Origin of the sequence: Rhodobacter capsulatus SB 1003 (assembly GCF_000021865.1) — a bacterium.
GTDB classification, from domain to species: domain Bacteria; phylum Pseudomonadota; class Alphaproteobacteria; order Rhodobacterales; family Rhodobacteraceae; genus Rhodobacter; species Rhodobacter capsulatus_B.
In genome coordinates this window covers 2,879,620-2,901,969 of the sequence record NC_014034.1, presented here as the reverse complement: position 1 = coordinate 2,901,969, position 22,350 = coordinate 2,879,620, and the positions used below count along the sequence as shown (strand labels likewise).

General features: G+C 68.7%; 23 protein-coding genes and 1 riboswitch. Of the genes, 13 read left to right on the top strand and 10 right to left on the bottom strand.

Annotated elements, in window-relative coordinates:
* Positions 1–117 precede the first annotated feature (117 nt).
* The 3 genes from RCAP_RS13430 to RCAP_RS13420 all read left to right on the top strand — a co-directional run bounded on the left by RCAP_RS13430 (position 118) and on the right by RCAP_RS13420 (position 3,065).
* Positions 118–1,140, top strand: coding sequence for an aspartate-semialdehyde dehydrogenase (locus RCAP_RS13430; RefSeq protein WP_013068420.1), 1,023 nt, complete (start codon positions 118–120; stop codon positions 1,138–1,140).
* Between the two features lie 105 nt (positions 1,141–1,245).
* On the top strand, positions 1,246–2,850 hold the full coding sequence (locus RCAP_RS13425; protein ID WP_013068419.1) for a DUF4139 domain-containing protein: 1,605 nt from the start codon (positions 1,246–1,248) through the stop codon (positions 2,848–2,850).
* Positions 2,851–2,861: 11 nt separating this feature from the next.
* Positions 2,862–3,065, top strand: coding sequence for a hypothetical protein (locus RCAP_RS13420; RefSeq protein ID WP_013068418.1), 204 nt, complete (start codon positions 2,862–2,864; stop codon positions 3,063–3,065).
* A gap of 89 nt (positions 3,066–3,154) precedes the next feature.
* Here the strand turns inward: RCAP_RS13420 and RCAP_RS13415 are convergent, their stop codons facing one another.
* The gene (locus RCAP_RS13415; RefSeq protein WP_013068417.1) at positions 3,155–3,619 is read right to left on the bottom strand and encodes a hypothetical protein; all 465 of its coding nucleotides are present in this window, start codon (positions 3,617–3,619) and stop codon (positions 3,155–3,157) included.
* A 36-nt stretch (positions 3,620–3,655) separates the two neighbouring features.
* Positions 3,656–4,306, bottom strand: coding sequence for a carbonic anhydrase (locus RCAP_RS13410; RefSeq protein ID WP_013068416.1), 651 nt, complete (start codon positions 4,304–4,306; stop codon positions 3,656–3,658).
* A gap of 154 nt (positions 4,307–4,460) precedes the next feature.
* Here RCAP_RS13410 and RCAP_RS13405 point away from each other — a divergent pair, with 154 nt between their 5' ends.
* The 3 genes from RCAP_RS13405 (at position 4,461) to RCAP_RS13395 (ending at position 7,158) form a co-directional block, all read left to right on the top strand.
* A complete protein-coding gene (locus RCAP_RS13405; protein ID WP_013068415.1) occupies positions 4,461–4,841 on the top strand; it encodes a hypothetical protein in 381 nt (126 codons plus the stop codon).
* Positions 4,842–4,930: 89 nt separating this feature from the next.
* Positions 4,931–6,334 carry a leucyl aminopeptidase family protein gene (locus RCAP_RS13400; protein WP_013068414.1) on the top strand — a complete coding sequence of 468 codons (1,404 nt, stop codon included), beginning with the start codon at positions 4,931–4,933 and terminating at the stop codon, positions 6,332–6,334.
* Positions 6,331–7,158 carry a C40 family peptidase gene (locus RCAP_RS13395; protein WP_013068413.1) on the top strand — a complete coding sequence of 276 codons (828 nt, stop codon included), beginning with the start codon at positions 6,331–6,333 and terminating at the stop codon, positions 7,156–7,158. Before RCAP_RS13400 ends, RCAP_RS13395 begins: the two co-directional genes overlap by 4 nt.
* A 21-nt stretch (positions 7,159–7,179) precedes the next feature.
* On the opposite strand, the gene RCAP_RS13390 is transcribed toward RCAP_RS13395, so the two are convergent.
* Positions 7,180–7,527: a DUF2794 domain-containing protein gene (locus RCAP_RS13390; protein ID WP_013068412.1), complete on the bottom strand. Its 348-nt coding sequence runs from the start codon at positions 7,525–7,527 to the stop codon at positions 7,180–7,182.
* Between the two features lie 340 nt (positions 7,528–7,867).
* On the opposite strand from RCAP_RS13390, the gene RCAP_RS18615 reads away from it, so the two are divergent.
* Positions 7,868–8,326 carry a cytochrome c gene (locus RCAP_RS18615; protein ID WP_013068411.1) on the top strand — a complete coding sequence of 153 codons (459 nt, stop codon included), beginning with the start codon at positions 7,868–7,870 and terminating at the stop codon, positions 8,324–8,326.
* Between the two features lie 44 nt (positions 8,327–8,370).
* On the opposite strand, the gene RCAP_RS13380 is transcribed toward RCAP_RS18615, so the two are convergent.
* The 7 genes from RCAP_RS13380 to RCAP_RS13350 all read right to left on the bottom strand — a co-directional run bounded on the left by RCAP_RS13380 (position 8,371) and on the right by RCAP_RS13350 (position 14,464).
* Complete coding sequence (locus RCAP_RS13380) at positions 8,371–8,691, bottom strand: I78 family peptidase inhibitor (RefSeq protein WP_013068410.1); 321 nt, start codon at positions 8,689–8,691, stop codon at positions 8,371–8,373.
* A 4-nt stretch (positions 8,692–8,695) separates the two neighbouring features.
* Positions 8,696–9,037, bottom strand: coding sequence for a hypothetical protein (locus RCAP_RS13375; protein WP_013068409.1), 342 nt, complete (start codon positions 9,035–9,037; stop codon positions 8,696–8,698).
* Positions 9,038–9,142: 105 nt separating this feature from the next.
* Positions 9,143–9,838 (bottom strand): thiamine ABC transporter ATP-binding protein, encoded by a 696-nt coding sequence (locus tag RCAP_RS13370; protein ID WP_013068408.1) that lies wholly within the window; start codon positions 9,836–9,838, stop codon positions 9,143–9,145.
* Positions 9,822–11,366, bottom strand: coding sequence for a thiamine/thiamine pyrophosphate ABC transporter permease ThiP (locus tag RCAP_RS13365; RefSeq protein WP_013068407.1), 1,545 nt, complete (start codon positions 11,364–11,366; stop codon positions 9,822–9,824). Before RCAP_RS13365 ends, RCAP_RS13370 begins: the two co-directional genes overlap by 17 nt.
* On the bottom strand, positions 11,342–12,331 hold the full coding sequence (thiB, locus tag RCAP_RS13360; protein ID WP_013068406.1) for a thiamine ABC transporter substrate binding subunit: 990 nt from the start codon (positions 12,329–12,331) through the stop codon (positions 11,342–11,344). The genes RCAP_RS13365 and thiB overlap by 25 nt, the downstream gene beginning before the upstream one ends.
* 39 nt (positions 12,332–12,370) lie before the next feature.
* Positions 12,371–12,473: riboswitch (TPP riboswitch) on the bottom strand.
* A 68-nt stretch (positions 12,474–12,541) separates the two neighbouring features.
* On the bottom strand, positions 12,542–12,994 hold the full coding sequence (locus tag RCAP_RS13355) for a DNA polymerase III subunit chi (RefSeq protein WP_013068405.1): 453 nt from the start codon (positions 12,992–12,994) through the stop codon (positions 12,542–12,544).
* Between the two features lie 3 nt (positions 12,995–12,997).
* On the bottom strand, positions 12,998–14,464 hold the full coding sequence (locus RCAP_RS13350; protein WP_013068404.1) for a leucyl aminopeptidase: 1,467 nt from the start codon (positions 14,462–14,464) through the stop codon (positions 12,998–13,000).
* Between the two features lie 165 nt (positions 14,465–14,629).
* Between RCAP_RS13350 and lptF the strand changes: the two genes are divergently transcribed.
* Genes lptF through rsmA form a run of 6 tightly spaced genes read left to right on the top strand, consistent with a single transcriptional unit; the run spans position 14,630 to position 22,299 of the window.
* The gene (gene lptF, locus RCAP_RS13345; protein WP_013068403.1) at positions 14,630–15,760 is read left to right on the top strand and encodes an LPS export ABC transporter permease LptF; all 1,131 of its coding nucleotides are present in this window, start codon (positions 14,630–14,632) and stop codon (positions 15,758–15,760) included.
* Complete coding sequence (gene lptG / locus RCAP_RS13340) at positions 15,757–16,857, top strand: LPS export ABC transporter permease LptG (RefSeq protein WP_013068402.1); 1,101 nt, start codon at positions 15,757–15,759, stop codon at positions 16,855–16,857. The genes lptF and lptG overlap by 4 nt, the downstream gene beginning before the upstream one ends.
* Positions 16,854–19,064: an LPS-assembly protein LptD gene (locus tag RCAP_RS13335; protein ID WP_013068401.1), complete on the top strand. Its 2,211-nt coding sequence runs from the start codon at positions 16,854–16,856 to the stop codon at positions 19,062–19,064. Before lptG ends, RCAP_RS13335 begins: the two co-directional genes overlap by 4 nt.
* A 56-nt stretch (positions 19,065–19,120) precedes the next feature.
* Positions 19,121–20,389: a peptidylprolyl isomerase gene (locus RCAP_RS13330; RefSeq protein WP_080514634.1), complete on the top strand. Its 1,269-nt coding sequence runs from the start codon at positions 19,121–19,123 to the stop codon at positions 20,387–20,389.
* Positions 20,386–21,438 (top strand): 4-hydroxythreonine-4-phosphate dehydrogenase PdxA, encoded by a 1,053-nt coding sequence (gene pdxA, locus RCAP_RS13325; RefSeq protein ID WP_013068399.1) that lies wholly within the window; start codon positions 20,386–20,388, stop codon positions 21,436–21,438. Before RCAP_RS13330 ends, pdxA begins: the two co-directional genes overlap by 4 nt.
* An 18-nt stretch (positions 21,439–21,456) precedes the next feature.
* Positions 21,457–22,299 (top strand): 16S rRNA (adenine(1518)-N(6)/adenine(1519)-N(6))-dimethyltransferase RsmA, encoded by an 843-nt coding sequence (gene rsmA / locus RCAP_RS13320; protein WP_013068398.1) that lies wholly within the window; start codon positions 21,457–21,459, stop codon positions 22,297–22,299.
* Positions 22,300–22,350: the final 51 nt, after the last annotated feature.

Below are 22,350 nucleotides of genomic sequence, written 5' to 3'. Positions count from 1 at the left end.
GATCCGCCCGATCCGATCCGGGACCTTTGCGCACCACTTTCCCGAAAACTTCCCGAACCCTTTCCAAACCCCCCCGTTTCCGCTAGCGGGGGTCGTTCTTTCGAGAAGGAGGTCCGGATGGGCTACAAGGTCGTCGTCGTCGGTGCCACGGGCAACGTTGGCAAGGAAATGCTGAACATTCTCGCCGAGCGCGAGTTTCCGGTGGACGAAATCGCGGCGCTGGCGTCGCGCAAGTCGCTTGGCACCGAAGTCAGCTTTGGCGACCGAACTTTGAAGACCCAGGACCTCGACACGTTCGATTTCACCGGCTGGGACATCGCGCTCTTCGCGATCGGCTCGGACGCGACGAAAGTCTACGCGCCGAAAGCCGCGTCGCAGGGCTGCGTGGTGATCGACAACTCCTCGCTGTACCGTTACGACCCGGAAATCCCGCTGATCGTGCCCGAGGTGAACGCTGATGACGTCGTGCGCTACACCAACAAGATGATCATCGCGAACCCGAACTGCTCGACCGCGCAGATGGTGGTGGCGCTGAAACCGCTGCATGACCGCGCGAAAATCAAGCGCGTCGTGGTCTCGACCTATCAATCGGTCTCGGGCACCGGCAAGGAAGCGATGGACGAGCTTTGGAACCAGACCAAGGGCATGTATGTCCCCGGTCAGGAAGTCGCGCCCAAGGTTTACCCCAAGCAGATCGCCTTCAACGTGATCCCGCATATCGACGTCTTCCTTGATTCCGGCGAGACCAAGGAAGAATGGAAGATGGTGGCCGAGACGAAGAAGATCCTTGATCCGTCGATCAAAGTCACCGCGACCTGCGTGCGCGTGCCGGTCTTCGTCGGCCATTCGGAAGCGGTGAACATCGAGTTCGAGGAATTCCTCGACTGGGAAGAAGCGACCGAGATCCTGCGCGAAGCCCCGGGCGTGCTCGTCGTCGACAAGCGTGAAGCCGGTGGCTACATCACGCCGGTCGAATGCGTCGGCGAATATGCCACCTACATCTCGCGCATCCGGCAGGACAGCACGATCGAGAACGGGCTGAACCTGTGGTGCGTCTCGGACAACCTGCGCAAGGGCGCGGCGCTGAATGCGGTGCAGATCGCCGAAGTGCTGGGCCAACGCTGCCTGAAAAAAGGCTGATCACGCGCCACCCGCTGAAACGTGAGGGCGTCCCCCCGGGGCGCCCTCTTGCTTTTGCGCGCGACCCAAGGGACGCTGAGAGCATCTTTTCCCGGGAGGACCCCCATGCCCCGTCTGCCGCTTTTCGCCAGCCTTTGCCTTGCCTGCGCCCCCGCGGCGCTGTTTGCCGCGCCCGCGGAAATTCCCGCAACCCTTTCCACGGTCACGCTTTTCCCCGAAGGCGCGCAGGTGACTCGTTCCGTCACCGTGCCCGCGGGCGTGACCGAGGTGCTGGTGCCCGATCTGCCCGACGGCACCGATCCCGCCAGCCTGCGCGTGATGGGCGAGGGGGTGGAGATCGGCGCGGTGACGCTGATGGACGCGCGCGAACCCGCCGCCGAACGCGCGCCCTCGGCCGAGGTCAGCGCGGCCCGCGCCGCGCTCGAGGCCGCGCGGGCCGATCTGGCCGCGCAGCAGGACAAGCTGGCCGCGCTGCGCGCCAAGATCACCGCGGCCGAGGCCGAGGCCGATTTCTTCACCGCGCTCGATACCTCGAACACGCCGCCCGACAAGGTGACGGCGCTGGCGCGGACGGTCTCCGAGGGGGTGTTTGCGGCCGAACAGGCGCGGATCGCCGCCCGGGCCGAGGTGCGCGCGGCGGAAGCGGCGCTGAAACCGGCGAAAGAGGCGGTGGCGCGGGCGAAACAGGCGCTCGACGCGCTGCAAAACCCGAAAAAGGACAGCGATTCGCTGCTGCTGACGGTCTCGGGCGCGGGCAGGGTCACGGTGACGACCTTTGTGGCCGAGGCGGGCTGGGCGCCGAGTTACGATGCGCGGCTGGACAGCGCGGCGGGCAGCCTCGCGCTGGATCGGTTCGTCTCGGTGCATCAGGCCTCGGGCGAGGATTGGCGCGGGGTGGCGCTGGTGCTGTCCACGGCGCGGCCCTCGGAGCGCACCGACCCGTCGCAGATGTGGTCGGATCTGCGCCGCATCGGCCCGGCCGAGCCGCCGATGGTGGGGATGGCGGCGCCGAAAGCGGCGATGGACAGCTATGCCGTCCCGGTGGCAGAGGCCGCCCCGGCCCCGGCGGCGGGCCGGATGGCGATGGAATTGCAAGGTGAAACCGTGACTTACACCTATCCGGGCGCGGTCGATATCCGCGACGGGGTGGAAAACCTGCGCCTGAAGCTGGATCGGATCGAGACGCCGGTCAAGCTGCTGGCCGAGGCGGTGCCGATGTTCGACGAGACCGCCTATCGGGTCGTCGAGGGGCGGACCGCGGGGGCAGAGCCGATCCTGCCCGGCCCGGCGGTGCTCTGGCTTGATGGCGCGGTGGTGGGGGCGGCGGATCTGCCGCTGATCGCGGCGGGCGACAGGCTGCGGCTGGGCTTTGGCGCGATCGACGGGCTGCGGCTGAAGCGGGTGATCCCGCAGACGAACGAGGGCGACCGCGGCCTGATCACGAAATCGAACGAACGGACCGAGACCGCCGAAATCACGGTGGAGAACCTGACCGGCAAGCCCTGGGCGCTGCGGGTGATCGACCGCGTGCCCTATGCCGAACAGGAGGATCTGCAGATCACCCATGCCGCGACGCCGCCCGCGACCACGACCGATTACGACGACATGCGCGGCGTTCTGGCCTGGGAGTTCGATCTGGCGGCCGGGGCGACGCAGGCGATCCGGCTTGACACGAAGATGCGCTGGCCCGCCGATCAGGTGCTGCAGTAAGCCCCAGGCTTATGGAGATCCTCAAGGCCCTGTTGATCGGCTCCGGGGTCTGTGCCCTGTTGCGCGGGACCGACGGGGCGCTGTCGAATCTGGAGGTGGCGCTGATCTCCGGGCTTTGGGCCGCGGCGGTGGGGCTGGTATTCCGGCGGATCGCCCGCGGGCGACGGGACGCCGCCCGCCGGTCATCGGGCCGGACCGGCAAAGAAAAAACCTGACCGGAGGCGTTCTGCCGCCGGTCAGGCCCTGGCCCCGCATGCGGGGGGCCGGATCACGCCGCCATTCTGGCGGTGCAGCGGGGTCGCCTTCAGGCGGCCCGCCCCGGGTGTCGTCCCCTGCCGGTCACACCGACCTCGCGCGGGGCAAGCCCCGCCCGTCGGGTCAGCGCGCCGGGGAAGGGGGCGCGGTATTGCAGCATCAGATCGGTCAGCGAATGGCCGATCTCTTCTATCCAGAGCACGAACCGGTCCGAAGGCCATTCGTGCAGTCCAAGCCGTTCGTCCTCGAGCCGCAGCACGAAGCCGGCCTTGCGCAGCTTGGCTTGCAGATCAAGCCATCCCTGCGCCTTGTCGAAGGCGGCGGTGATCACCGCCATCTCGTTTTTTTGCACGACGCTCGGGGCCTCGCGCAGCGCGTCGCTCAGCGAGCGTCGGATCAGCTCTGCAGGCGTTTCCTCCTGCAGGCGGGCGGCGGCCTCGATCTTGGCGATCAGGTCCGTCGGAAGGCGAAGGGTGACGAGTCGGTGCTGGGTCATGTCGTCAGATTCGCGCATCGACCTTAATACGAGGTGAATCGAATTAAGGTTGATTCAGATCGGCTCGAAAATTTTGCTCTCCGGGTTGAACTGCCAGAGCATCCCCTCGCCGATGTCGTTCCAAAGCCCGTGCAGGCTCATGTCGCCCGCCTCGACCGCGGCGCGCACGAAGGGGAAGGTCAGCAGGTTTTCCAGGCTGATCACCACCGCTTCGCGTTCCAGCGCGGTGACCCGCTCGGTCTCGGGCTTGTCCTTGACGCGCTCGAAACCGGGCCGCAGCAGATCAAGCCAGGTGCCGACGAACGACGTCTTCTCGTCCAGCTCCGGCGCATGGCCCGAACACATGGCATGACAGCCCGCGACGCCGCCGCATTGCGAATGGCCGAGCACGATCACATGCGCCACCTTCAGATTGCGCACCGCATATTCGATCGCGGCCGAGGTGCCGTGGTGATCGCCGTCGGGATTGTAGGGCGGCACCAGGTTGGCGATGTTGCGGTGAATGAAGAATTCGCCCTCGTCCGCGCCGAAGATCGAGGTGACATGCACCCGACTGTCGCAGCAGGAAATCACCATCGCCCGCGGGTGCTGACCGGCATCGGCCAGACGGCGATACCAGGGGCGGTTTTCCGTATAAGTGGTGGCGCGCCAGCCGTGGTAGCGGTTGGTCAGGTAGGAGGGCAAGGGCCGCACGTGCTCTTTCATTGTCATCCCCATCGCAAGTTCCAGATCAGATAGGCGTCAACCCGCTTGAATGCGAGGGCTTTTTCGCCGCGCCTCAACCTTTTCTTGAAACTTGCGCGCCATGGTGGGGCAGGCCGTGGGGGCTGGGAATACCAAGACGCAGACGGAGGCTGGGGTGAGCGCGATCGAGAATTTGCGGATGGACGAGCCGGTGCGGCTTGATCCTGACAGGCTTGTGGTTCTGTATGCCGAGTTGGGGCAATTCGCGGCAGAACGGCTGATTGCCGCCGCGATGGAGGATCTGGCGGTGCATCTGGTGGCGGTGCAGCTCGCGGCCCAGGAGCGGCGGAGCGAGGTGCTTGACCATGGCGCGGCCGAGATCGCGCGGCTGGCGCGGCAGGTCGGCATGGTGCTTCTGGCCCGGGTGGCGCAGGATCTGCGCGATTGTGTCACGCGGGGCGATGCGGTGGCGCAGGCCTCGGTTCTGGCGCGGCTGGTGCGGCTGGCCGAACGCTCGCTGACGGCGGTCTGGGATTATCAGGACATGCAGCTCTGACCGGCTGCGGGCGGCTGCGGGCGGCGAACGGGGCTTGCGGGCGCCGATCGCCGCGCTAGGCTGGCGCGACAGTCGCAGGAGGCCCGAGCATGTCCGATCTTTTCCGTTTCCGTCCCGAGATGCGCTTTGCGCCCGCCGATGCCGCGGCGCGTCCGCTGCATCTGGTCGAGACGGGGGCCGATCTGCCCGCGACGCTGAGCCCGGCGCAACGGGCCTTTGCCGCGGCGCAGGGCTTCACCGGCGCGCTGGGCAGCCTGTGCCTGCTGCCCGACGAGACCGGGGCGATTGTCGCGGCGCTGTTCGGCTACGGCGAGGCGCGCAAACGGGCGCGGGCGCGGTTCCAGCTGGCGGCGGCAGCGGCAAAACTGCCCGCCGGGGCCTGGGCTCTGGCCAGCCCGCTTCCGGCCGAGGTGCAAAAATCCGAGGCTTTGGGCTGGCTCCTTGAAGCCTATCGCTACGACCGTTACGGCACGCAATCCGTGCCCGAGGCGCGGCTGGTGGCGCCTGCGGGGCTTGATGCCGCGCGGCTGGAAATCATGGCCGAGGCCGAGGCTCTGGCCCGCGATCTGATCAACACCCCCGCCAATGATCTGGGGCCGGATGAGCTGGAAGCCGCCGTCCGCGACCTTGCCGCGCGGCATGGCGCAAAGGTCGCGGTGATCACCGGCGAGGATCTGCTGGCGCAGGGCTATCCGCTCATTCATGCCGTCGGCCGCGCCAGCGCCCGGGCGCCGCGGCTGATCGAGCTGCGCTGGGGCACGGATGGCCCCGATCTGGCGCTGGTCGGCAAGGGCGTCTGTTTCGACACCGGCGGGCTGAACCTGAAGACCGGGGCCTATATGGCCTTGATGAAAAAGGACATGGGCGGGGCGGCGAACCAGCTCGCGCTTGCGCATATGATCATGGCGCTGAACCTGCCGCTGAAGCTGCGTCTGCTGATCCCCGCGGTCGAAAATGCAGTGGCGGGCAATGCGATGCGGCCGGGCGACATCTACACCTCGCGCAAGGGGCTGACGGTCGAGGTCAATGACACCGATGCCGAAGGGCGTCTGATCCTCGCCGATGCGCTGGCCGCCGCCGACGAGGAGGCGCCCGATCTGATCCTGTGCATGGCGACGCTGACCGGCGCGGCGCGGGTGGCGCTGGGCGCCGATCTGCCGCCCTTTTATACCGATGACGACGATCTGGCGGCGGCGCTGACGGCCTCGGGCACCCGCAATGGCGATCCGCTCTGGCGGATGCCGTTCTGGGCGCCTTACGAGCCGCTGATCGAGCCGAGCCTGGCCGATCTCGACAACTGCCCCGCGGGCAGCATGGCGGGCTCGATCACCGCCGCGCTGTTCCTGCGCCGCTTCGTCACCGAGACCGAGCGTTTCGTGCATTTCGACCTTTACGCCTGGCAACCGACGGCCGCGCCGGGCCGGAGCAAGGGCGGGCTGGGGCAGGGCGGCCGCGCCGTTCTGGGCGCGCTCTCCGAGGTGCTGGGGCTGTGACCGACCGCCGTCTGCTGCCGTTTTCGGGCCGGGTCGCGCACGTGTCCTTGCGCGGTCAGATCGACGCCCCGGCCTTCAGTGCGGGCGAACCGGCGCGGATCGGCGCGATGCTGGCGGATCTGGCGCCGGATCCCGGGGGCCCGCGCGAACGGCAATGGCTGCACGGCGCCGCCGTCACGGTGATCGACCGCCGCGACGGTTTCGCCTTTGCGCAGGCGGCGCTGGATGGCGCCTGCGGCTGGCTGCCCGAGGCCGCGCTGGCCGCGCCGGTGCCCGCCACCCATGTCGTCGCCAGCCGCGGCACGCATCTGTATCGCGCGCCCTCGATCAAGCGCGGCGAGATCGGTGCGCTCAGCCTTGGCGCCCGCGTCGCGGTCTTGGGGCAAGACGGCGCTTTGGCCCGCACGGCCGATGGTTTCATCCCCGCCAGCCACCTGCGCCCGCTGAGCGAGCCCGAGCCAGATCCGGTCGCGGTGGCGGAACGGCTTCTCGGCACGCCCTATCTTTGGGGCGGCAATTCCGCCGCGGGCATCGATTGTTCGGGCCTGGTGCAGCTGGCCTTCACCCTGGCGGGCCGCGCCTGCCCCGCCGATAGCGACCAGCAACGCGCCGCGTTTGGCGATTTCCTGCCCGAAGCCGCGCTGACCGAACGGGGGGATCTGTTCTTCTGGTCCGGGCATGTGGCGATCGCGCTCGATGACAGCACGCTTTTGCACGCCAACGGCCATGCGATGCAGGTCAGCCGCGAGCCGATCGGGGCCTGTCTGGCCCGCATCGCCGCCACCGAGGGCAGCCGTTACTTCGGGCGCAAGCGGCCATTCTGACGGCGGCGGGTGATTCGCCGCCTATTCCACCGCGCGGATCAGCTTGCGCTCGATCACCCGCAAAAGCGGCGCCAATTCATGGCCGCGCTTCAAAACCTGCCCCTCGGCGCCGATCAGCGCATAGATCCCCTGCCGGTTGCGCAGCGCCGGCCGCTTTTCCAGGCGGTAGAGCGGGCTTTCCATGGTGCGGCGTAAGATCGCAAAGACCGCCGCCTCGCGCCCGAAACTGAGCGCGTAATCCCGCGCCTCGGCCATCGCGACCATGCGTCCGTAGACCGCCAGGATGGCCCCAAGTTCGCGCCGATCAAAGGTCACCTGCGCGGGCGCAGGGGCGGGTCCGGGGAAGGGCGTGGGCGGCTGAAGCGTCATGTCGAAAGCGTGGCATTCCTGCGGCGAAAAATCAATCCGCCCTTGTTTGAAAGGGCTTTCGCGCGATTCATCCTGCCCGGATCCTGCCGCGAAAAGGCCCGCAAAATGCCCTTTGACCAGCGCGATTGCGCCGCGATTGGCCCGCAAAGTTGACGGCAGCGGAAAACGCTGAAGCCCCGGCGGGCGGTCAACAGCCCCCACCCAGTTCGTTCGCCGGGGCGCTCTTTCGCACCGAGAGCCCCGCCCCAACCCGGGCGGGGCTTTCCTTTTCGTGATCAGCGCGGCGCTTGCCATGTGCCCCCTTCCGCTCTCATGTGGAGGCATGAAGAGGGAGAACTTCATGCAATTGAAACGACGACTGTATGTGGCCATTCATCTTGGCCTGACCGTCGCCTTGGCTCTTGTCGGGGGCATCGTCTATGCCGCCGAGGGCGTCAGCAACCCGGAGGTCAGGGCCCGGGTCGAGCTGATGCAGGGCTACAAGGCGCAGATGAAACTGTTGACCGAGGCCGCTTCGGGGGCGCAGCCCTTCGCGGCCGACAGGGTCGCGGCGGCGATCGCGGCGCTGCAGGCGGGGGCCGGGGAACTGGCCCCGGCGTTCCGCAGCCGCGCCGAGGATCCGGCCTCGCAGGCGCTGCCCGAGATCTGGGCCGCGCCGTCGGAATTCCGGCAAAAGACGGCGAAGCTGGTGAAGACCGCGGCGGCGCTGGACGGGTCGGAGCCCGGGGCGCTGGCGGACACGCTGGCGCCGGTGCAGGCGGCCTGCAAGGACTGCCACGGCCGCTTCAAGCTGCAATGAAAAAGGGGGCCGCGGCCCCCTTTGCTTTTGCGATCCCGGCCCGCTCAGCCGCAATTCAGGCTGGAAATCCGCCCCTTGCGGTTGATCAGGATGTTCAGCCGCGTCGCGCTGTACTCCATCGTCACCGGCTGACCGGGATGCAGGACCCGGGTCCCGGCCGCCAGATCGCGCCCGTCCAGCGCGGATTTCGGCTGCCCGATCAGATCCTTCAGCCCGGCCGCGCCGCAGTTGTCGGGCCCGGAAGGCGCGGTGGCGGGCGGCACGACGGCAGTGCCCAGCGGCACCGGCACGACCAGAAAACAGCCCGAGGACAGGCTGACCAGCGTCAGACCGACCGCCAGCCGGGCAAGAGCTTTCGCCCGCATCGGCTCAACCGCAGTCGATGTTGAAGATGTTGCCTTTCGGATCAAGGCGGAACACCACGCGGTGCGAATTGTATTCCTGCGGCTCGATGCCCCGCCATTCGATCACGTTGACCGGATCGGTGATGCCCAGCGTCGGGATGATCGCCGCGGGCTGCCCCAGCGCCGAGGCATATTGCGCCGCGTGGCAGGTGTCGGGCGAGCGGTTTTCCAGCACGCCGGTCTGGAACACCGGCTGCGTCATGTGCGGGGTCGGCGCGGGCTCGGCGGCGGCTTCTTCTTCAGGCGAAGGGCCGCAGGCGGTCAGGCTCAGCGCGGCAAGGGCAAGAAGGGCATATTTGGTGAGCATGGTCTTCCATCCGGCAGATGCGGCAAGGCCGCGAAATCGCCCTTTCTATACAGGCCGGAAAGACGGTTGAGAACCCAAGTTGCAGTGATTGGGCGGCTTTTTCGATCATTTGCCCAGATAGGCGGCAAGGGCGGGCGGCGGATCAGCCAGAAGGCCCGCGGTGGCGGCGGGCGGATGGGCGACGCCCTCGGCCACCAGCACGGTTTGCGGGCAAAGCGCGACGGCATCGGCGGGCTCGTGGCTGACCATCAGCACGGTGGCGTGCTGGTCCGCGGCGATCTCGGCCACCAGCGCCAGCATGTCGGATTTGAGCGCGGGGCCCAGCGCGGCAAAGGGCTCGTCCAGAAGCAGAAGCGGTTTCGCCCGCAACAGACAGCGCGCCAGCGCCACCCGGCTTTGCTGCCCGCCCGAAAGCGTCGCGGGCCGCCGATCCCCCAGCCCCGAAAGCCCGACCCGGTCGAGCGCCGCCGCGATCTGCGCGTGATCGGCACGGGCCAGCCGCAGCTTTGGCGACAGGCCAAGCCCGAGGTTCTGCGCCACGTTCAGATGCGGAAACAGGTTCTGGTCCTGAAACAGGATCGAGAGCGGCCGCGCCCCCGGCGCCAGACCGGTGATGTCGGCGCCGCGCCACAGGATCCGGCCACGGCCGGGCGCCAGAAACCCCGCCAGCGTCGCAAGCAGCGTCGATTTCCCCGCGCCCGAGGGGCCCAAAAGCGCCACCCGCGCGGCCGGGGGGATGGCGAAATCCGCGCTCAGGCGGAAATCATCCTGTTCGATCAGGAGGTTATCGAGGGTCAGCATGGGCTCCGATCCGGTCACAGGCGGCATAAAGGGCAAAGGTCAGCGCCATCAAAAGGCAAGCCGCGCCCGCGGCCTGATCCATGCGATAGCTGCCCATCAGCTGATAGACGGCAAGCGGCAGGGTCTGGCTGCGGCCATCGGAAAACAGCGAGATGGCGCCCAGATCGCCCATCGAAAAGGCCGCGGCAATCCCCGCGGCAAAGCCCGTCGGCCGGGCCAGCCGGGGCAGGGTGAGGAACCGCAGCCGGGCCAGGCCGCGCAGGTTCAGGCTGTCGGCCAGCCGGTCGTAATCGGCCTGCAGCGCGCGGACCTCGGGCAGAAGCAGGCGCAGCGCAAAGGGCAGGCTGAGCGCGGCATTGGTCAAAAGCGTCACCGGCAGGGCCAGCGCGGTCGGCGCGACGAAGGGCTGGGCGATCAGGAACAGCCCGGTGCCAAGGACGAGCGAGGAGGCCGCCATCGGCAGCATCGCCGCGGGCTCGGCCCAGATGTGGCGCGGCGCGGCCAAAGCCAGCGGCAGCGCCAGCACCATCGTCAGCGCCGCGGCGCCGAGCGCCAGCCAGACCGAGGTGAAAGCCGCCTGCCAGACCTGTGCGGGCAGATCGGCCAGCGCGGGCAGGCCGCGCAGCGCGATGGCTGCCAGAGGCGAGAGCAGGAAGGCTGCGGCGGCACTCAGGATCAGCGCATCCCCGATCCGATGCGGCAGCCCCGGCGCCAGGGGCACCGGCAAGACCCGGTCGAGCCCCGCGCCAAAGCCGGGCGGCAGGGTCAGCCGCGCGGCGATGCCCAGCGCCGCCAGCGCCAGCGCGACCTGCAGCACCGCAAGCGCCGCGGCCCGGCCCGGATCGGCGTCAAAGCGGAAGGCCTGATAGATCGCCACCTCGAGCGTCGAGGCGCGGGGACCGCCGCCCAGCGTCAGCGCGACGGCGAAGGACGAGAGGCACACAAGGAAAATCGCCAGAAAGGCCCCGGGCAGGACGGCGCGCAGCATCCGCGCCTCCAGATGCCTTGCGATGTCCGCCGGGCCAAGACCCAGCGACAGCGCCAGCCGCACCCGCTCGGCCGGGATCGCCTGCCAGCCCTGCAGCAGCATCCGCGTTGCCAGGGGCAGGTTCAGGAACAGATGGCCCAGCACCACCCCCCAGGGCCCATAGATCGACACGCCGGGCAGGTTCAGCGCGTCCAGAGCGCCATTGAGCAGCCCGCGACGGCCGAAGATGGCGAGAAGCCCCATCACCGCGACAAGGGTGGGCAACAGGAACGGCGCCCCAAGCGCGGCGATGAACAGGCCGCGGCCGGGAAAGCGGCGCCGGTGCAGCGCCCGGGCGAGCGGGATCGCCAGCAGGCAGGAGAAAAGCGCCGAGAGCGCGGCCTGCCAGAGCGTGAAGCGCAGGGCCGCAAGATCGGCGGCGCTCAGCGCCGAAAGCCCCCCGGCGCGGATCATCACCGCGCCGAGGGGGGCCAGCACCAGCGCGGCCACCAGGACCGCCGCCGATGCCGCCGGGATCATTTGCCGAAATTCGCGCGCCATTCTTCCAGCGCCGGGCCGCGCAGGGCCTCGGCCTCGGTTTCGGTGTAAAAGAAGGTCTTGGCGGGGCGGGGCAGGGTGGCGAACCCCTCGGGCAGGAAGCCGGGTTTCTCGATCACCGGATAGGACCAGTTCGCCGTGGCGATCATGCCCTGAAACCCGTCCGAGAGGATGTAATCCATGAATTTCTGCGCCAGCTCCGGCTGGTCCGAGGTCTTCAGCTGCGCCGCCAGTTCGGTGTAGAAATAATGCCCCTCGGGGAAGATCGCCGCCGCCTTGCTGTCATCCTGTTCGGCGATGCGGTGATAGGCGGGCGAGGTGGTGAAGGACAGGACCATGTCGGCCTCGCCCTCGGTGAAAAGCCCGTAAGCCTCGGACCAATCCGGCGTCACGGTCAGCACCTTGGGCGCAAGCTTCGCCCAGGCCTCGCCCGCCTTGTCGCCATAGATGTGCTTGACCCACAGAAGCAGCGCGAGCCCGGCGGTGGACGAGCGCGGGTCTTCGAGGGCGATCTTGAAGGCGTCGTCGGGGGCGTCGAGAAGCGCGGCAAAGGATTGCGGCGGGGCGGTCAGTTTCGTCTTGTCATAGACAAAGGCGACCTCGGACCAGTCAAAGGGCAGGAAGGTGTCATCCGCCCAGGCAATCGGCAGGCTCAGCCGCGACAGATCCTGATGATGGGGCGCGAAAAGCCCGGTCGCCCGGGCGCGGGCGGTGATGTCGGTGTTCAGCCCGATCGCCACATCGGCCTCGGTCTTCGCGCCTTCCAGCATCAGCCGCGGCAGCACATCGCCCGCGACGAATTGCAGATCGCAGCCGCAGTCCGCCTCGAAACCCTTTTCGATCGCCGGGCCGGGGCCCCATTCACTGGTGAAGTAATCGGGCGCATAGACGGTGAGGACGGGTTTGTCCCCGGCCAGAACAGGGGTTGCGGCAAGCACGCAACCCGCCAGCATCAGAGCAGTTTTCATCTTTCTCTCCAATGGCGTGACGGGCGGGGTCAGGCCGGGAGAGTGCCCGGATACCTTCCCTCCGCCGGTCTTAACCGGTTCAGGTTCAACGGGTTTGCGAAAACGCATCTCAGCCCCTGACAGAGCACCCCGAGGTGAGACCGGACCATAAGGCCCCGCGCCAAAGCTGCAAGCGAAAACTGTGTTTTGCGGGGGGGGCGCGAGGGGGCGCTACTTTTCGGCCTTCTTCTGCCAGCGCCCGCTTTCCTCGCGCCAGTATTGCGCCGCGGTGCCCGCCCCGGTCAGCGCCTTCCACTGATCGCGGGCGCGGGCGACGGCGGTTTCGTCGCGGCCGTCGAACAGGATCCAGACCCGTTCGGCCGCCGCCACCTCGGCGGGGGTGACCTCGGCGCCGTCGAGCGTCATCACCGCCTGCCGCCCCTCGGGGCGCGGGGAGGTGGTCAAGAGCACGGGTTGCAGCGCATCATGCGGCCCGCCCGCCAGCCCGTGCGGCAGAAAGTCTTCCTCGGGGCCAAGCCAGAGTTTCTGGTCCAGCCAGTCCATCCGCTCGGGGGACACCCCGCGCAATTCCACCCGCCAGCCCTGCGCCAGGGCGCGGGTGAGCAGCGTTTCGACCACCCCTTCGACCGGCGACTGGGTGACGTGATAGAAAAGCGCGGGCATGGGTCAGGCCTCGAACCGGGTGCGGATCAGCCGGTCAAGCGTCATCACCCCCCAGCCGGTCGCGCCCTTGGGCGCCAGCGCACTTTCGCCCGGCGGCAGGGCGACGCCCGCGATGTCGATATGGCACCAGGGCACATCGGGCTTGATGAAGCGCTTCAGAAACGCCGCCGCGGTGATCGCGCCGCCCCAGCGCCCGCCGGAGTTCTTGATATCGGCCAGCCGCGACTTGATCAGCGGATCATAGCCGGGGGTGAGCGGCATCGGCCAGGCACCTTCGCCCTCGGATTTCGCGGCGCTCAGAAGATCGCCCGAAAGCTTGTCGTCATTGCTGAAAATGCCCGCATGATCATGGCCAAGCGCCACGATGATCGCGCCCGTCAGCGTCGCCAGATCGATCACCGCGGCGGGGGCGAAGCGCTCCTGCGCATACCACAGCACATCGGCCAGAACCATCCGCCCCTCGGCATCGGTGTTGACCACCTCGATCGTGTCGCCTTTCAGGCTTTTGACGATATCGCCCGGACGCTGCGCCCGCCCGTCGGGCATGTTTTCCACGAGACCGACCAGACCCACGACATTGGCGCGCGCCTTGCGCAGGGCGAGCGTGCGCATGACGCCCGCCACCACGGCCGCGCCGCCCATGTCCATAGTCATTTCTTCCATGCCCGCCGCGGGCTTGATCGAAATCCCGCCGCTGTCGAAGCAGACCCCCTTGCCGACCAGCGCCAAGGGCGCGGCATCGGGCTCGCCGCCCTGCCAGCGCATCACCACGACCTTCGACGGGCTTTCCGAGCCTTGCCCCACCGCCAGCAGCGCGCGGAAGCCGAGTTTTTCCAGCTCGTCCTCGTCCAGGATCTCGACCTCGAGGCCCAGTTCATGCATCGCCGCCAGCCGGGCGGCGAAATCGTCGGTGGTCAGGATGTTTGCCGGTTCGTTCACCAGATCGCGGGTGAAAAACACGCCTTCGGCCAGCGCGGCATGCGGCGCGGCCTCGGCGGCGACGGTTTCAGGCGCGGAGACCATCATCTCGACCGGGCCGAAGGGCTTTTTCGGCTCGCTCAGGTAGTCGAACCGATAGGCCCGCAGCGCGAGGCCAAAGGAAATGTCGGCCGCCCGCGGATGCGCCTCGGCGATCACCAGCGCGCCTTTTTCCCCCAGCCCCTTGGCGACGGTTGCGCCTGCCTTGCGGGCCTCGGCCACGCTGGCGCGGCGGTCCAGCTTGACCAGCGCCAGCGTCTCGCAGGCCAGCCCGCCCGGAAAGCCGAGATCGAGCGAATCACCCGCCGCCAGCTTGCCCCAGCCCTCGGAGGCCAGCGCCCGCGTCACCGCGCCCCGCGTCAGCCGGTCAAGCTTGCGCCCCAACTGGCCCAGCTTGCCCTCGGGCGGCACGATCAGCGCCAGACGGCCTTCGCGGGGGGCAAGGGCCTCGGCGTCGGAGGCGGTGAAACGAAGGGCGACGGGGTGGATCATGGCAGTCCCTGCGGCTGGTTGGTTCGGCGCAAGCCTATGCGGCGCCACTGCGATTGTATAGCCGCGCGATGATGGGCGGGAAGCTGCGCGACCCCGGGTCTTCGGGCTTTTCCCGGCTGTGATCCCGCGCTAGAGAAGGGCAAACCCCGCGGGAGAGATCCGACCTTGAAACGCCTGGACCGATATCTCCTGTCCCAGCTGATGGCGATTTTCGGATTTTTCGCGCTGGTGCTGGTCTCGGTCTATTGGGTGAACCGGGCGGTGCTGCTGTTCGACAAGCTGATCGGTGACGGCCAGACCGCCTGGGTGGTGCTGGAATTCACCGCGCTGACCCTGCCCAAGGTGATTTCGCTGGTGCTGCCGGTGGCGGCCTTTGCCGCCGTGCTTTACGCGATCAACCGGCTTTCGGGCGAATCCGAACTGGTGGTGATGCAATCGGCGGGGGCAAGCCCGTGGCGGCTGGCGCGGCCGGTCGCCGTTTTCGGGCTGATCGTCGCGGCGCTGATGCTCGCCCTCGTGCATGAGCTGGTCCCCGCCTCGCGCGCAAGGCTGGCCGAGCGGCAGGCGCAGGTGTCGCAAGATGTCACCGCGCGCTTTCTGACCGAGGGCAGCTTCCAGACCCCCACCGCGGGCATCACCGTCTATATCCGCGAGATTTCCGATCTGGGCGAGCTTCTGGACATCTTTCTTTATGATGCCCGCGGCCAGAGAGCCGAGACGATCTATACCGCGGAAAAGGCGCTGATCGTGCCCTCGGAGGCCGGGCCGAAGCTGGTGATGTTCGACGGCACGGCGCAGACGCTGCGGCCCTCGGATGGGTCGCTGGCGCTGACGCGGTTTTCCGATTTCACCTATGATCTGGGCGGTGCGATCGGCACCGGCCTGCGCGGGCGCATCGATTGGGAGGAAGTGCCCAGCCGCGATCTGATCGCGCCGGGGCCGGAGCTGCTGGCCGCGACCGGATCGACGGTGGCGGCGGCGCATCTGGAGCTGAACGACCGGCTGGCGCAGCCCCTGATGGCGCCGGTGGCGGCGCTGATCGCGGCGGCGGCGATGATGCTGGGCGGGTTTTCGCGGCTGGGGCTGTGGCGGCAGATCGGGCTGGCGGTGCTGGCGCTGATCGGGCTGCAGTCGCTGTCGAATGTCGCCACCTCGATGACCCGCGCCGATCCGGCGCTGTGGGCGCTGCATTACATGCCCGCGCTGGCCGGGCTTGCGGGGGTGGCGCTGGCGCTGTCCTGGGCCGGGCGGCGGCGCAAGGCACCGCCCCTGACGGCGGCGGAGGACCGGGCATGACGCTGTCGCTTTATATCGCGCGCCGCTTCGGGCAGGCCTTCCTGATCGTCGCCGGGGCGTTCTGGGGGGTCTTGTTCCTGATCGAGATGGTCGAGCAGATCCGCCGTCTTGACCCCGCCCGCGGCGCGCTTTCGGATGCGGCGCATCTGGCGGCGCTGTCGGTGCCCTCGACGCTTTACACGATCTTTCCGCTGGTCGTGATGCTGTCGGGCGTGGTCGCCTTTCTGGGCCTTGCGCGGTCGTCGGAACTGGTGGTGATCCGCGCCGCCGGGCGCTCGGCCTTGCGGATGCTGCTGGCGCCGGTGACGGTGGCGCTGCTGATCGGCGTCCTGCTGGTCGCGGTCGGCAATCCGATCGTTTCCGCCACCAGCAAGCGCGCCGAGGAGATCGAGGGCCAGCTGCGCGCCGAGGGGCGGCAGACCGTCTCGATCGGCCGCGAGGGGCTGTGGATGCGGCAGGGCACGGCCGATGGCGGGCAGGCGGTGATCCATGCGATGCGCGGCAATGCCGATGCGACGGCGCTTTACCAGGTGACCTTCCTTCTGTTCGACGCCAAGGCCGGGCCGGTGCGCCGGATCGATGCCGCCTCGGCCTGGCTGACGCCCGGCGCCTGGGTGCTGTCAGAGGCGAAGGACTGGCCGCTGGGCCGCTCGACCAACCCCGAACGCGACGCGACGCGGGCACAGACGATCTCGCTGCCCTCGACGCTGACCGCCGAAAGCATCGCCGACAGTTTCGGCGCCCCCTCGGCGATGCCGATCTGGGAATTGCCGGGCTTCATCCGCGCGCTGGAGGCGGCGGGCTTTTCCGCGCGCCGTCACATCGTCTGGCTGCAGGTGGAACTGGCGCAGCCGCTGATGCTGGCCGCGATGGTGCTGGTGGCGGCGGGTTTCACCATGCGTCCGGCGCGGTTCGGCGGCACCGGCGGGCGGGTGATGCTGGCGCTTCTGGCCGGACTTGCGCTATTCTTCCTGCGCAATGTCGCACAGGTTCTGGGAGACAACGGGCAGATCCCCGCCGCGCTGGCGGCCTGGGCGCCGCCGGCCATCGCCCTGATGCTGGCGCTGACGCTGGTTCTGCAGCAGGAGGAGGGATGATGCGCAACCGCCGCTTGCGGAACTGGACGCTGGGTACGGCTCTGGGCTCGGCTCTGGCGCTGACGCTTGCCGTCCCGGCCTGGCCGCAGACCCCGGCTGCCCCCGCCCCCGCGCTGGCGGCGCCGCTTTATTCCGATGCCGCGACGCTGCTCGCCGACCGGATCGAGGTCACCGGCACCGACCGGCTGATCGCCTCGGGCCATGTCAAGGTCTATTGGCACGAGCACCGGCTGACCGCCGAGCGCATCACCTATGACAAGGCCAGCGACCGGCTGGCGATCGAGGGGCCGATCCGGCTGGTGCAGCCGGGGGCGACCGGCTCGGTCGTTCTGGCCGATACCGCCGAGTTGAGCCGCGATCTGCAAAACGGCGTGCTGAGCGGCGCGCGGATGGTGCTGTCGCGCGAATTGCAGCTGGCGGCGAACCGGATGGAGCGGCAGGGCGGCACCCGCACCGTGCTGCGCGAGGTCGTCGCCTCCTCCTGCAAGGTCTGTCTGACCGATCCCGAACCGCTTTGGGAAATCCGCGCCCGCACCATCACCCATGACACCGAAACCCGCCAGCTTCTGTTTGAAAGCGCGCAGTTCCGCGCCATGGGCGTGCCGCTGATCTGGCTGCCGCGGCTGCGCATGCCCGATCCGACGGTGGAACGGATGTCGGGCGTGCTGCGCCCGACGTTGCGCACCACCTCGCTGCTGGGGCCGGGGCTCAAGGTGCCCTATTTCCTGACCTTCGGCCCCTCGGCCGATCTGACGGTGACGCCTTATCTGTCGGCGAATTACACCCGCACGCTGGGGCTGCGCTACCGTCAGGCGCTGCGCAGCGGCAGTTTCGAGATCGAGGGCGCCGCGAGCCGCGATTCCATCCGCGAGGGCAGGACCCGCGGCTATCTCTTTGGCACCGGCACCTTTGCGCTGCCCGCTGATTACACGCTCGGGTTGCAGCTGCGGATGGTCTCGGACCCGTCCTATCTGCTCAATTACGACGTGACCGAGGATGACCGGCTGTGGTCGGGGGTGACGCTGGGGCGGGTGCGCGCCACGGAAATGGTGCAGGCTAAGATCGGCAAGACCCATTCCCTGCGCGAGGGCGAAAGCAACGAGACCGAGCCGATGCGCTCGGCCGATGCGGCCTGGACGCGGGTCTGGCGGCCCGGGCTGATCGGTGGCGAACTCAGCTTCGAGGGCAGCCTGCATGCGCATTGGCGGGCCTCGGATCTGGCGACGGACGGGGCCGATGCCGGTGACGCCGCCGACGGGCGCGACGTGACGCGGCTTTCGGGCGTGGCGGACTGGCGGCGGAACTGGCTTCTGGGCGGCGGCGTGCTGGCGGCGCTGGAAGGCGAGCTGGCGATCGACGCGACGGCGGTGCGTCAGGACCGGGATTTTTCCGGCGAAAGCCTGCGCGCGCTGCCCTCGCTCGGCGTCGAGCTGCGCTGGCCCTGGGTGAAAAGCGAAGGCCGCGCGGCGCAGGTGATCGAGCCGGTCGCGCAGATCATCTGGAGCGGCAAGAGCCTGAAGGAATTGCCCGACGAGGACAGCCTGCTGACCGAATTCGACGAGGGCAACCTGTTCGACTTTTCCCGCTATCCGGGCGGCGACCGGCGCGAACGCGGCACGCGGGCCAATCTCGGGCTCAGCTGGACGCGGCATGATGCCTCGGGCTGGTCCTTGGGGCTGACGGCGGGGCGGGTGATCCGGCTGGATGATCTGGATGATTTCGCGCAGGGCTCCGGGCTTTCGGGCAGCCGGTCCGACTGGCTGATCGCCACGCATCTGAGCACGGCGGGCGGGCTCGTGCTGTCGAACCGGGCGCTGGTCGATGACGATCTGGACTTTGACCGCGACGAATTGCGGCTGGCCTATCTGGGAGAGCGGGCGCAGGTGGCGGCGGGCTATCTGTGGATGCTGGAAACCGAGGCGACGCCGAAAACATCCGAGCTTTTGTTCGAATCCGACTGGCAGCTACGCCGGGGCTGGTCCACCGGTTTCGACACCCGTTACGACCTTGTCGCCGACCGCGCCGCCAAGGCGTCGCTGGGCCTGCAATATTCAAACGAATGCGTCACCGTCGATCTTTCCCTCTCGCGCCGGTTCACGTCCTCCACTAGTGTGGAGCCCGAAACCGACTTCGGCCTGTCGATCTCGCTTGCGGGCTTTGGCGCCGGATCGGGGGGCAACCGGACCGAGCGGGTCTGTCGGCGCTGAGACCGGGCCCGCAGGCGCACGGCCGCGCAAGGAAACGACGAAGAAACGACGAACGGATGACGGAACGAATGATGCGGCATTTTCCCTCGCTTCTCGGATGGGTTCTGACGGCCGGGCTGGCGCTGGGCACCGCCGCGCCGCTGCAGGCGCAGGCGACGGGCGATTTCGCCCCGGCGATCACCGTCAACGGCCTGGCGATCAGCGGCTATGAAATCGCGCAGCGCGCCCGGTTCATGGAACTGCTCGGCGCCACGGGCGACGTGCGCAAGATGGCCGAAGAGGCGCTGATCGACGACCGGCTGCAGGGCTGGAAGGCGCAGAGCCTTGGCATTTCGGTGTCGCGCGAGGCGGTGACCCGCGGCATGGCGGAATTCGCCGCCCGCGCCAATCTGAGCGCCGAAGATTTCCTCAAGGCGCTGGCCGGGGCCGGGGTCGAGGCGCAGACCTATCGCGATTTCGTCACCTCCGGGGTGATCTGGCGCGAGGTGGTCAAGACGACCTATGGCGGCGGCCGGATCCAGATTTCCGATGCCGAGATCGACCGGGCGCTGGCCCATGAGGCGCCGAAGGGCGCCGAGCCCGAGCCGCCGAAGGTGCTGATCTCGGAAATCGTGATCCGCAATTTCCCCGGCCGCGATGCCGAGACCATGGCCAAGGCGCGCAAGGCCGCCGCGGCGAAGACCGAGGCGGAATTTGCCGCGCTGGCAAAAGAGCTGTCCTCGGCGAAAAGCGCGGGGCAGGGCGGGCGGCTGGACTGGATGCCGGTCACCGCGCTGCCGCCCGAAGTGCGCGAAACCGTGCTGGGGCTGCGGCCCGGCCGCGCCTCGGCGCCGGTCGAGACGCCGAATTCGGTGTCGGTCTTCTTCCTGCGCGGTCTGGACGAGGGCGCGCCGCTGACGCCGCAGACCGTGGCCCAGGGCTATGCGACGCTGCTTCTGGGCGCCTCGGGCTCGCCCGAGGCGGCGGGCTGGCGTGCCAAGGCCGAGGCCGATGCGCAGCGCTGCGACGATCTTTATTCGGTGGCGGCGCAGCTGCCGCCCGAGCGGCTGGAGCGGGTCGAGGCGGCGCGGGCCGGGCAGATCCCGGCCGATATCGCGCGGGTCCTGCCGCGGATGGACATCGGCGAGATGACGGTCCTGACCCGCGGCGGCAATGACGTGCTGGTGATGCTGTGCGACCGCGGCCGGGCGATCAACGCGGCGGTGGGCGAGACCGGCCCCTCGCGCGAGGGGACGCGGGATCAGCTGCTGAATGCCCGCGTGGGCGCCCTGGCCGACCGGCTGCTGGCGCAGCTGCGCGCCGAAGCGGTGATCGTGCGGAAATGAGCCTGCGCGCAACCGAGGCGGCGGGGGGCGACCGGCCGGTGATCCTGACCTGCGGCGATCCGTCCGGGGTCGGGCCGGAACTGGCGGTGCGGGCGAGCCAGGCGCTGGGGGCGCGGCTGCCCTTTGTCTGGCTGGGCGATCCGGCGCATCTGCCGCGCGGCGCGGCGGTGCGCGAAATCGACACGCCCGATCAGGCGATGACCCATGCCGGGGCGGCGCTCTGCGTGTTGCCGCATCCGTTCCCCGCGGCGGCGGTGCCGGGGCAACCCGATCCGGCCAATGCGCAAGCGGTGATCGACGTGATCGCGCGCGGCGTCGATCTGGTCACCCGCGGCGCGGGGCTGGCGCTGACCACGGCGCCGATCAACAAGAAGGCGCTGAAGGACGGGGCGGGCTTCGCCTTTCCGGGCCATACCGAATATCTGGCGCATCTGGCGGGCGGCGCGCGGGTGGTGATGATGCTGGCCTCCGACCGGGTCGATCCGCCCTGCCGCGTCGTGCCCGCGACGATCCACATCGCCCTGCGCGAGGTCTTCGACACCTATACGCCCGCGCTTCTGCGCGAGGTGGTGCGGCTGACCGCCGAGGGGCTGCGGCGCGATTTCGGCCTTGAAAATCCGCGCCTTGCGGTGGCGGGGCTGAACCCGCATGCGGGCGAGGGCGGGGCGATGGGGCAGGAAGAAATCGACTGGATCGCCGATGTGGTGGCGGGTCTGCGCGCCGAGGGGCTGGCGGTGACCGGGCCCCTGCCGCCCGACACGATGTTTCACCCCGCGGCGCGGGCGCGCTATGACGCGGCGATCTGCGCCTATCACGATCAGGCGCTCATTCCGATCAAGACGCTGGATTTCGACGGCGGCGTGAATGTGACGCTGGGGCTGCCCTTCGTGCGGACCTCGCCCGATCATGGCACGGCCTATGACATTGCGGGCACCGGCAAGGCCAGCCCGCACAGTCTGATCGCGGCCTTGACGATGGCGGCGAAGATGGGGGCGGCGGGCCGCCGGGGGCTCTGCCCCCGGACCCCCGGGATATTTGAAGCAAGATGAAAAGGAAGGGGACGGGCTTTGGCTGCGATTGACGGGCTGCCGCCCTTGCGCGAGGTGATCGCGACCCATGAGCTGGTGGCGAAGAAGGCTTTGGGGCAGAATTTTCTGCTCGATCTGAATCTGACCGCGAAGATCGCGCGGGCGGCGGGGGATCTGACCGGCTGTGACGTGCTCGAAGTCGGGCCGGGGCCGGGCGGGCTGACGCGCGGGCTTCTGGCCGAGGGCGCGCGGCGCGTGCTGGCGGTGGAGAAGGACAGCCGCTGTCTGCCCGCGCTGGCCGAGATCGCGGCGCATTACCCCGGGCGGCTTGAAGTGATCAACGGCGATGCTTTGGCGGTCGACGTTCTGGCGCATCTGACCCCGCCCATTCGGATCGCGGCGAACCTGCCCTATAACGTCGGGACAGAGCTTCTGATCCGCTGGCTGACCCCCGCGGTCTGGCCGCCGTTCTGGCAAAGCCTGACCTTGATGTTTCAAAAAGAGGTGGCCGAGCGGATCGTGGCGAAGCCCGGCACGGATCATTACGGGCGGCTCGCGCTTTTGGCGCAGTGGCGGGCCGAGGCGAAGATCGTCATGGTGCTGCCGCCCGAGGCCTTTACCCCGGCGCCGAAGGTGCATTCTGCCGTGGTGCATCTGACCGCCTTGCCCGCGCCGCGCTATCCGGCCGATCCGGCGGTGCTCGAACGCGTGGTGGCGGCCGGGTTCAACCAGCGCCGCAAGATGCTGCGATCCAGCCTGAAAGGCGTGCATCCGCGCATCGATGCGCTGCTGGAGGAAGCGGGCATCCCGCCGACCGAGCGGGCCGAGCGGGTGAGCCTGGAGCAGTTCTGCCATCTGGCGCGGCTGGTGGCGGCGGGCTGAGCCGCGATCCCGGTTGCTGAAACGAAAACCGCGCCCGAAGGCGCGGTTTTT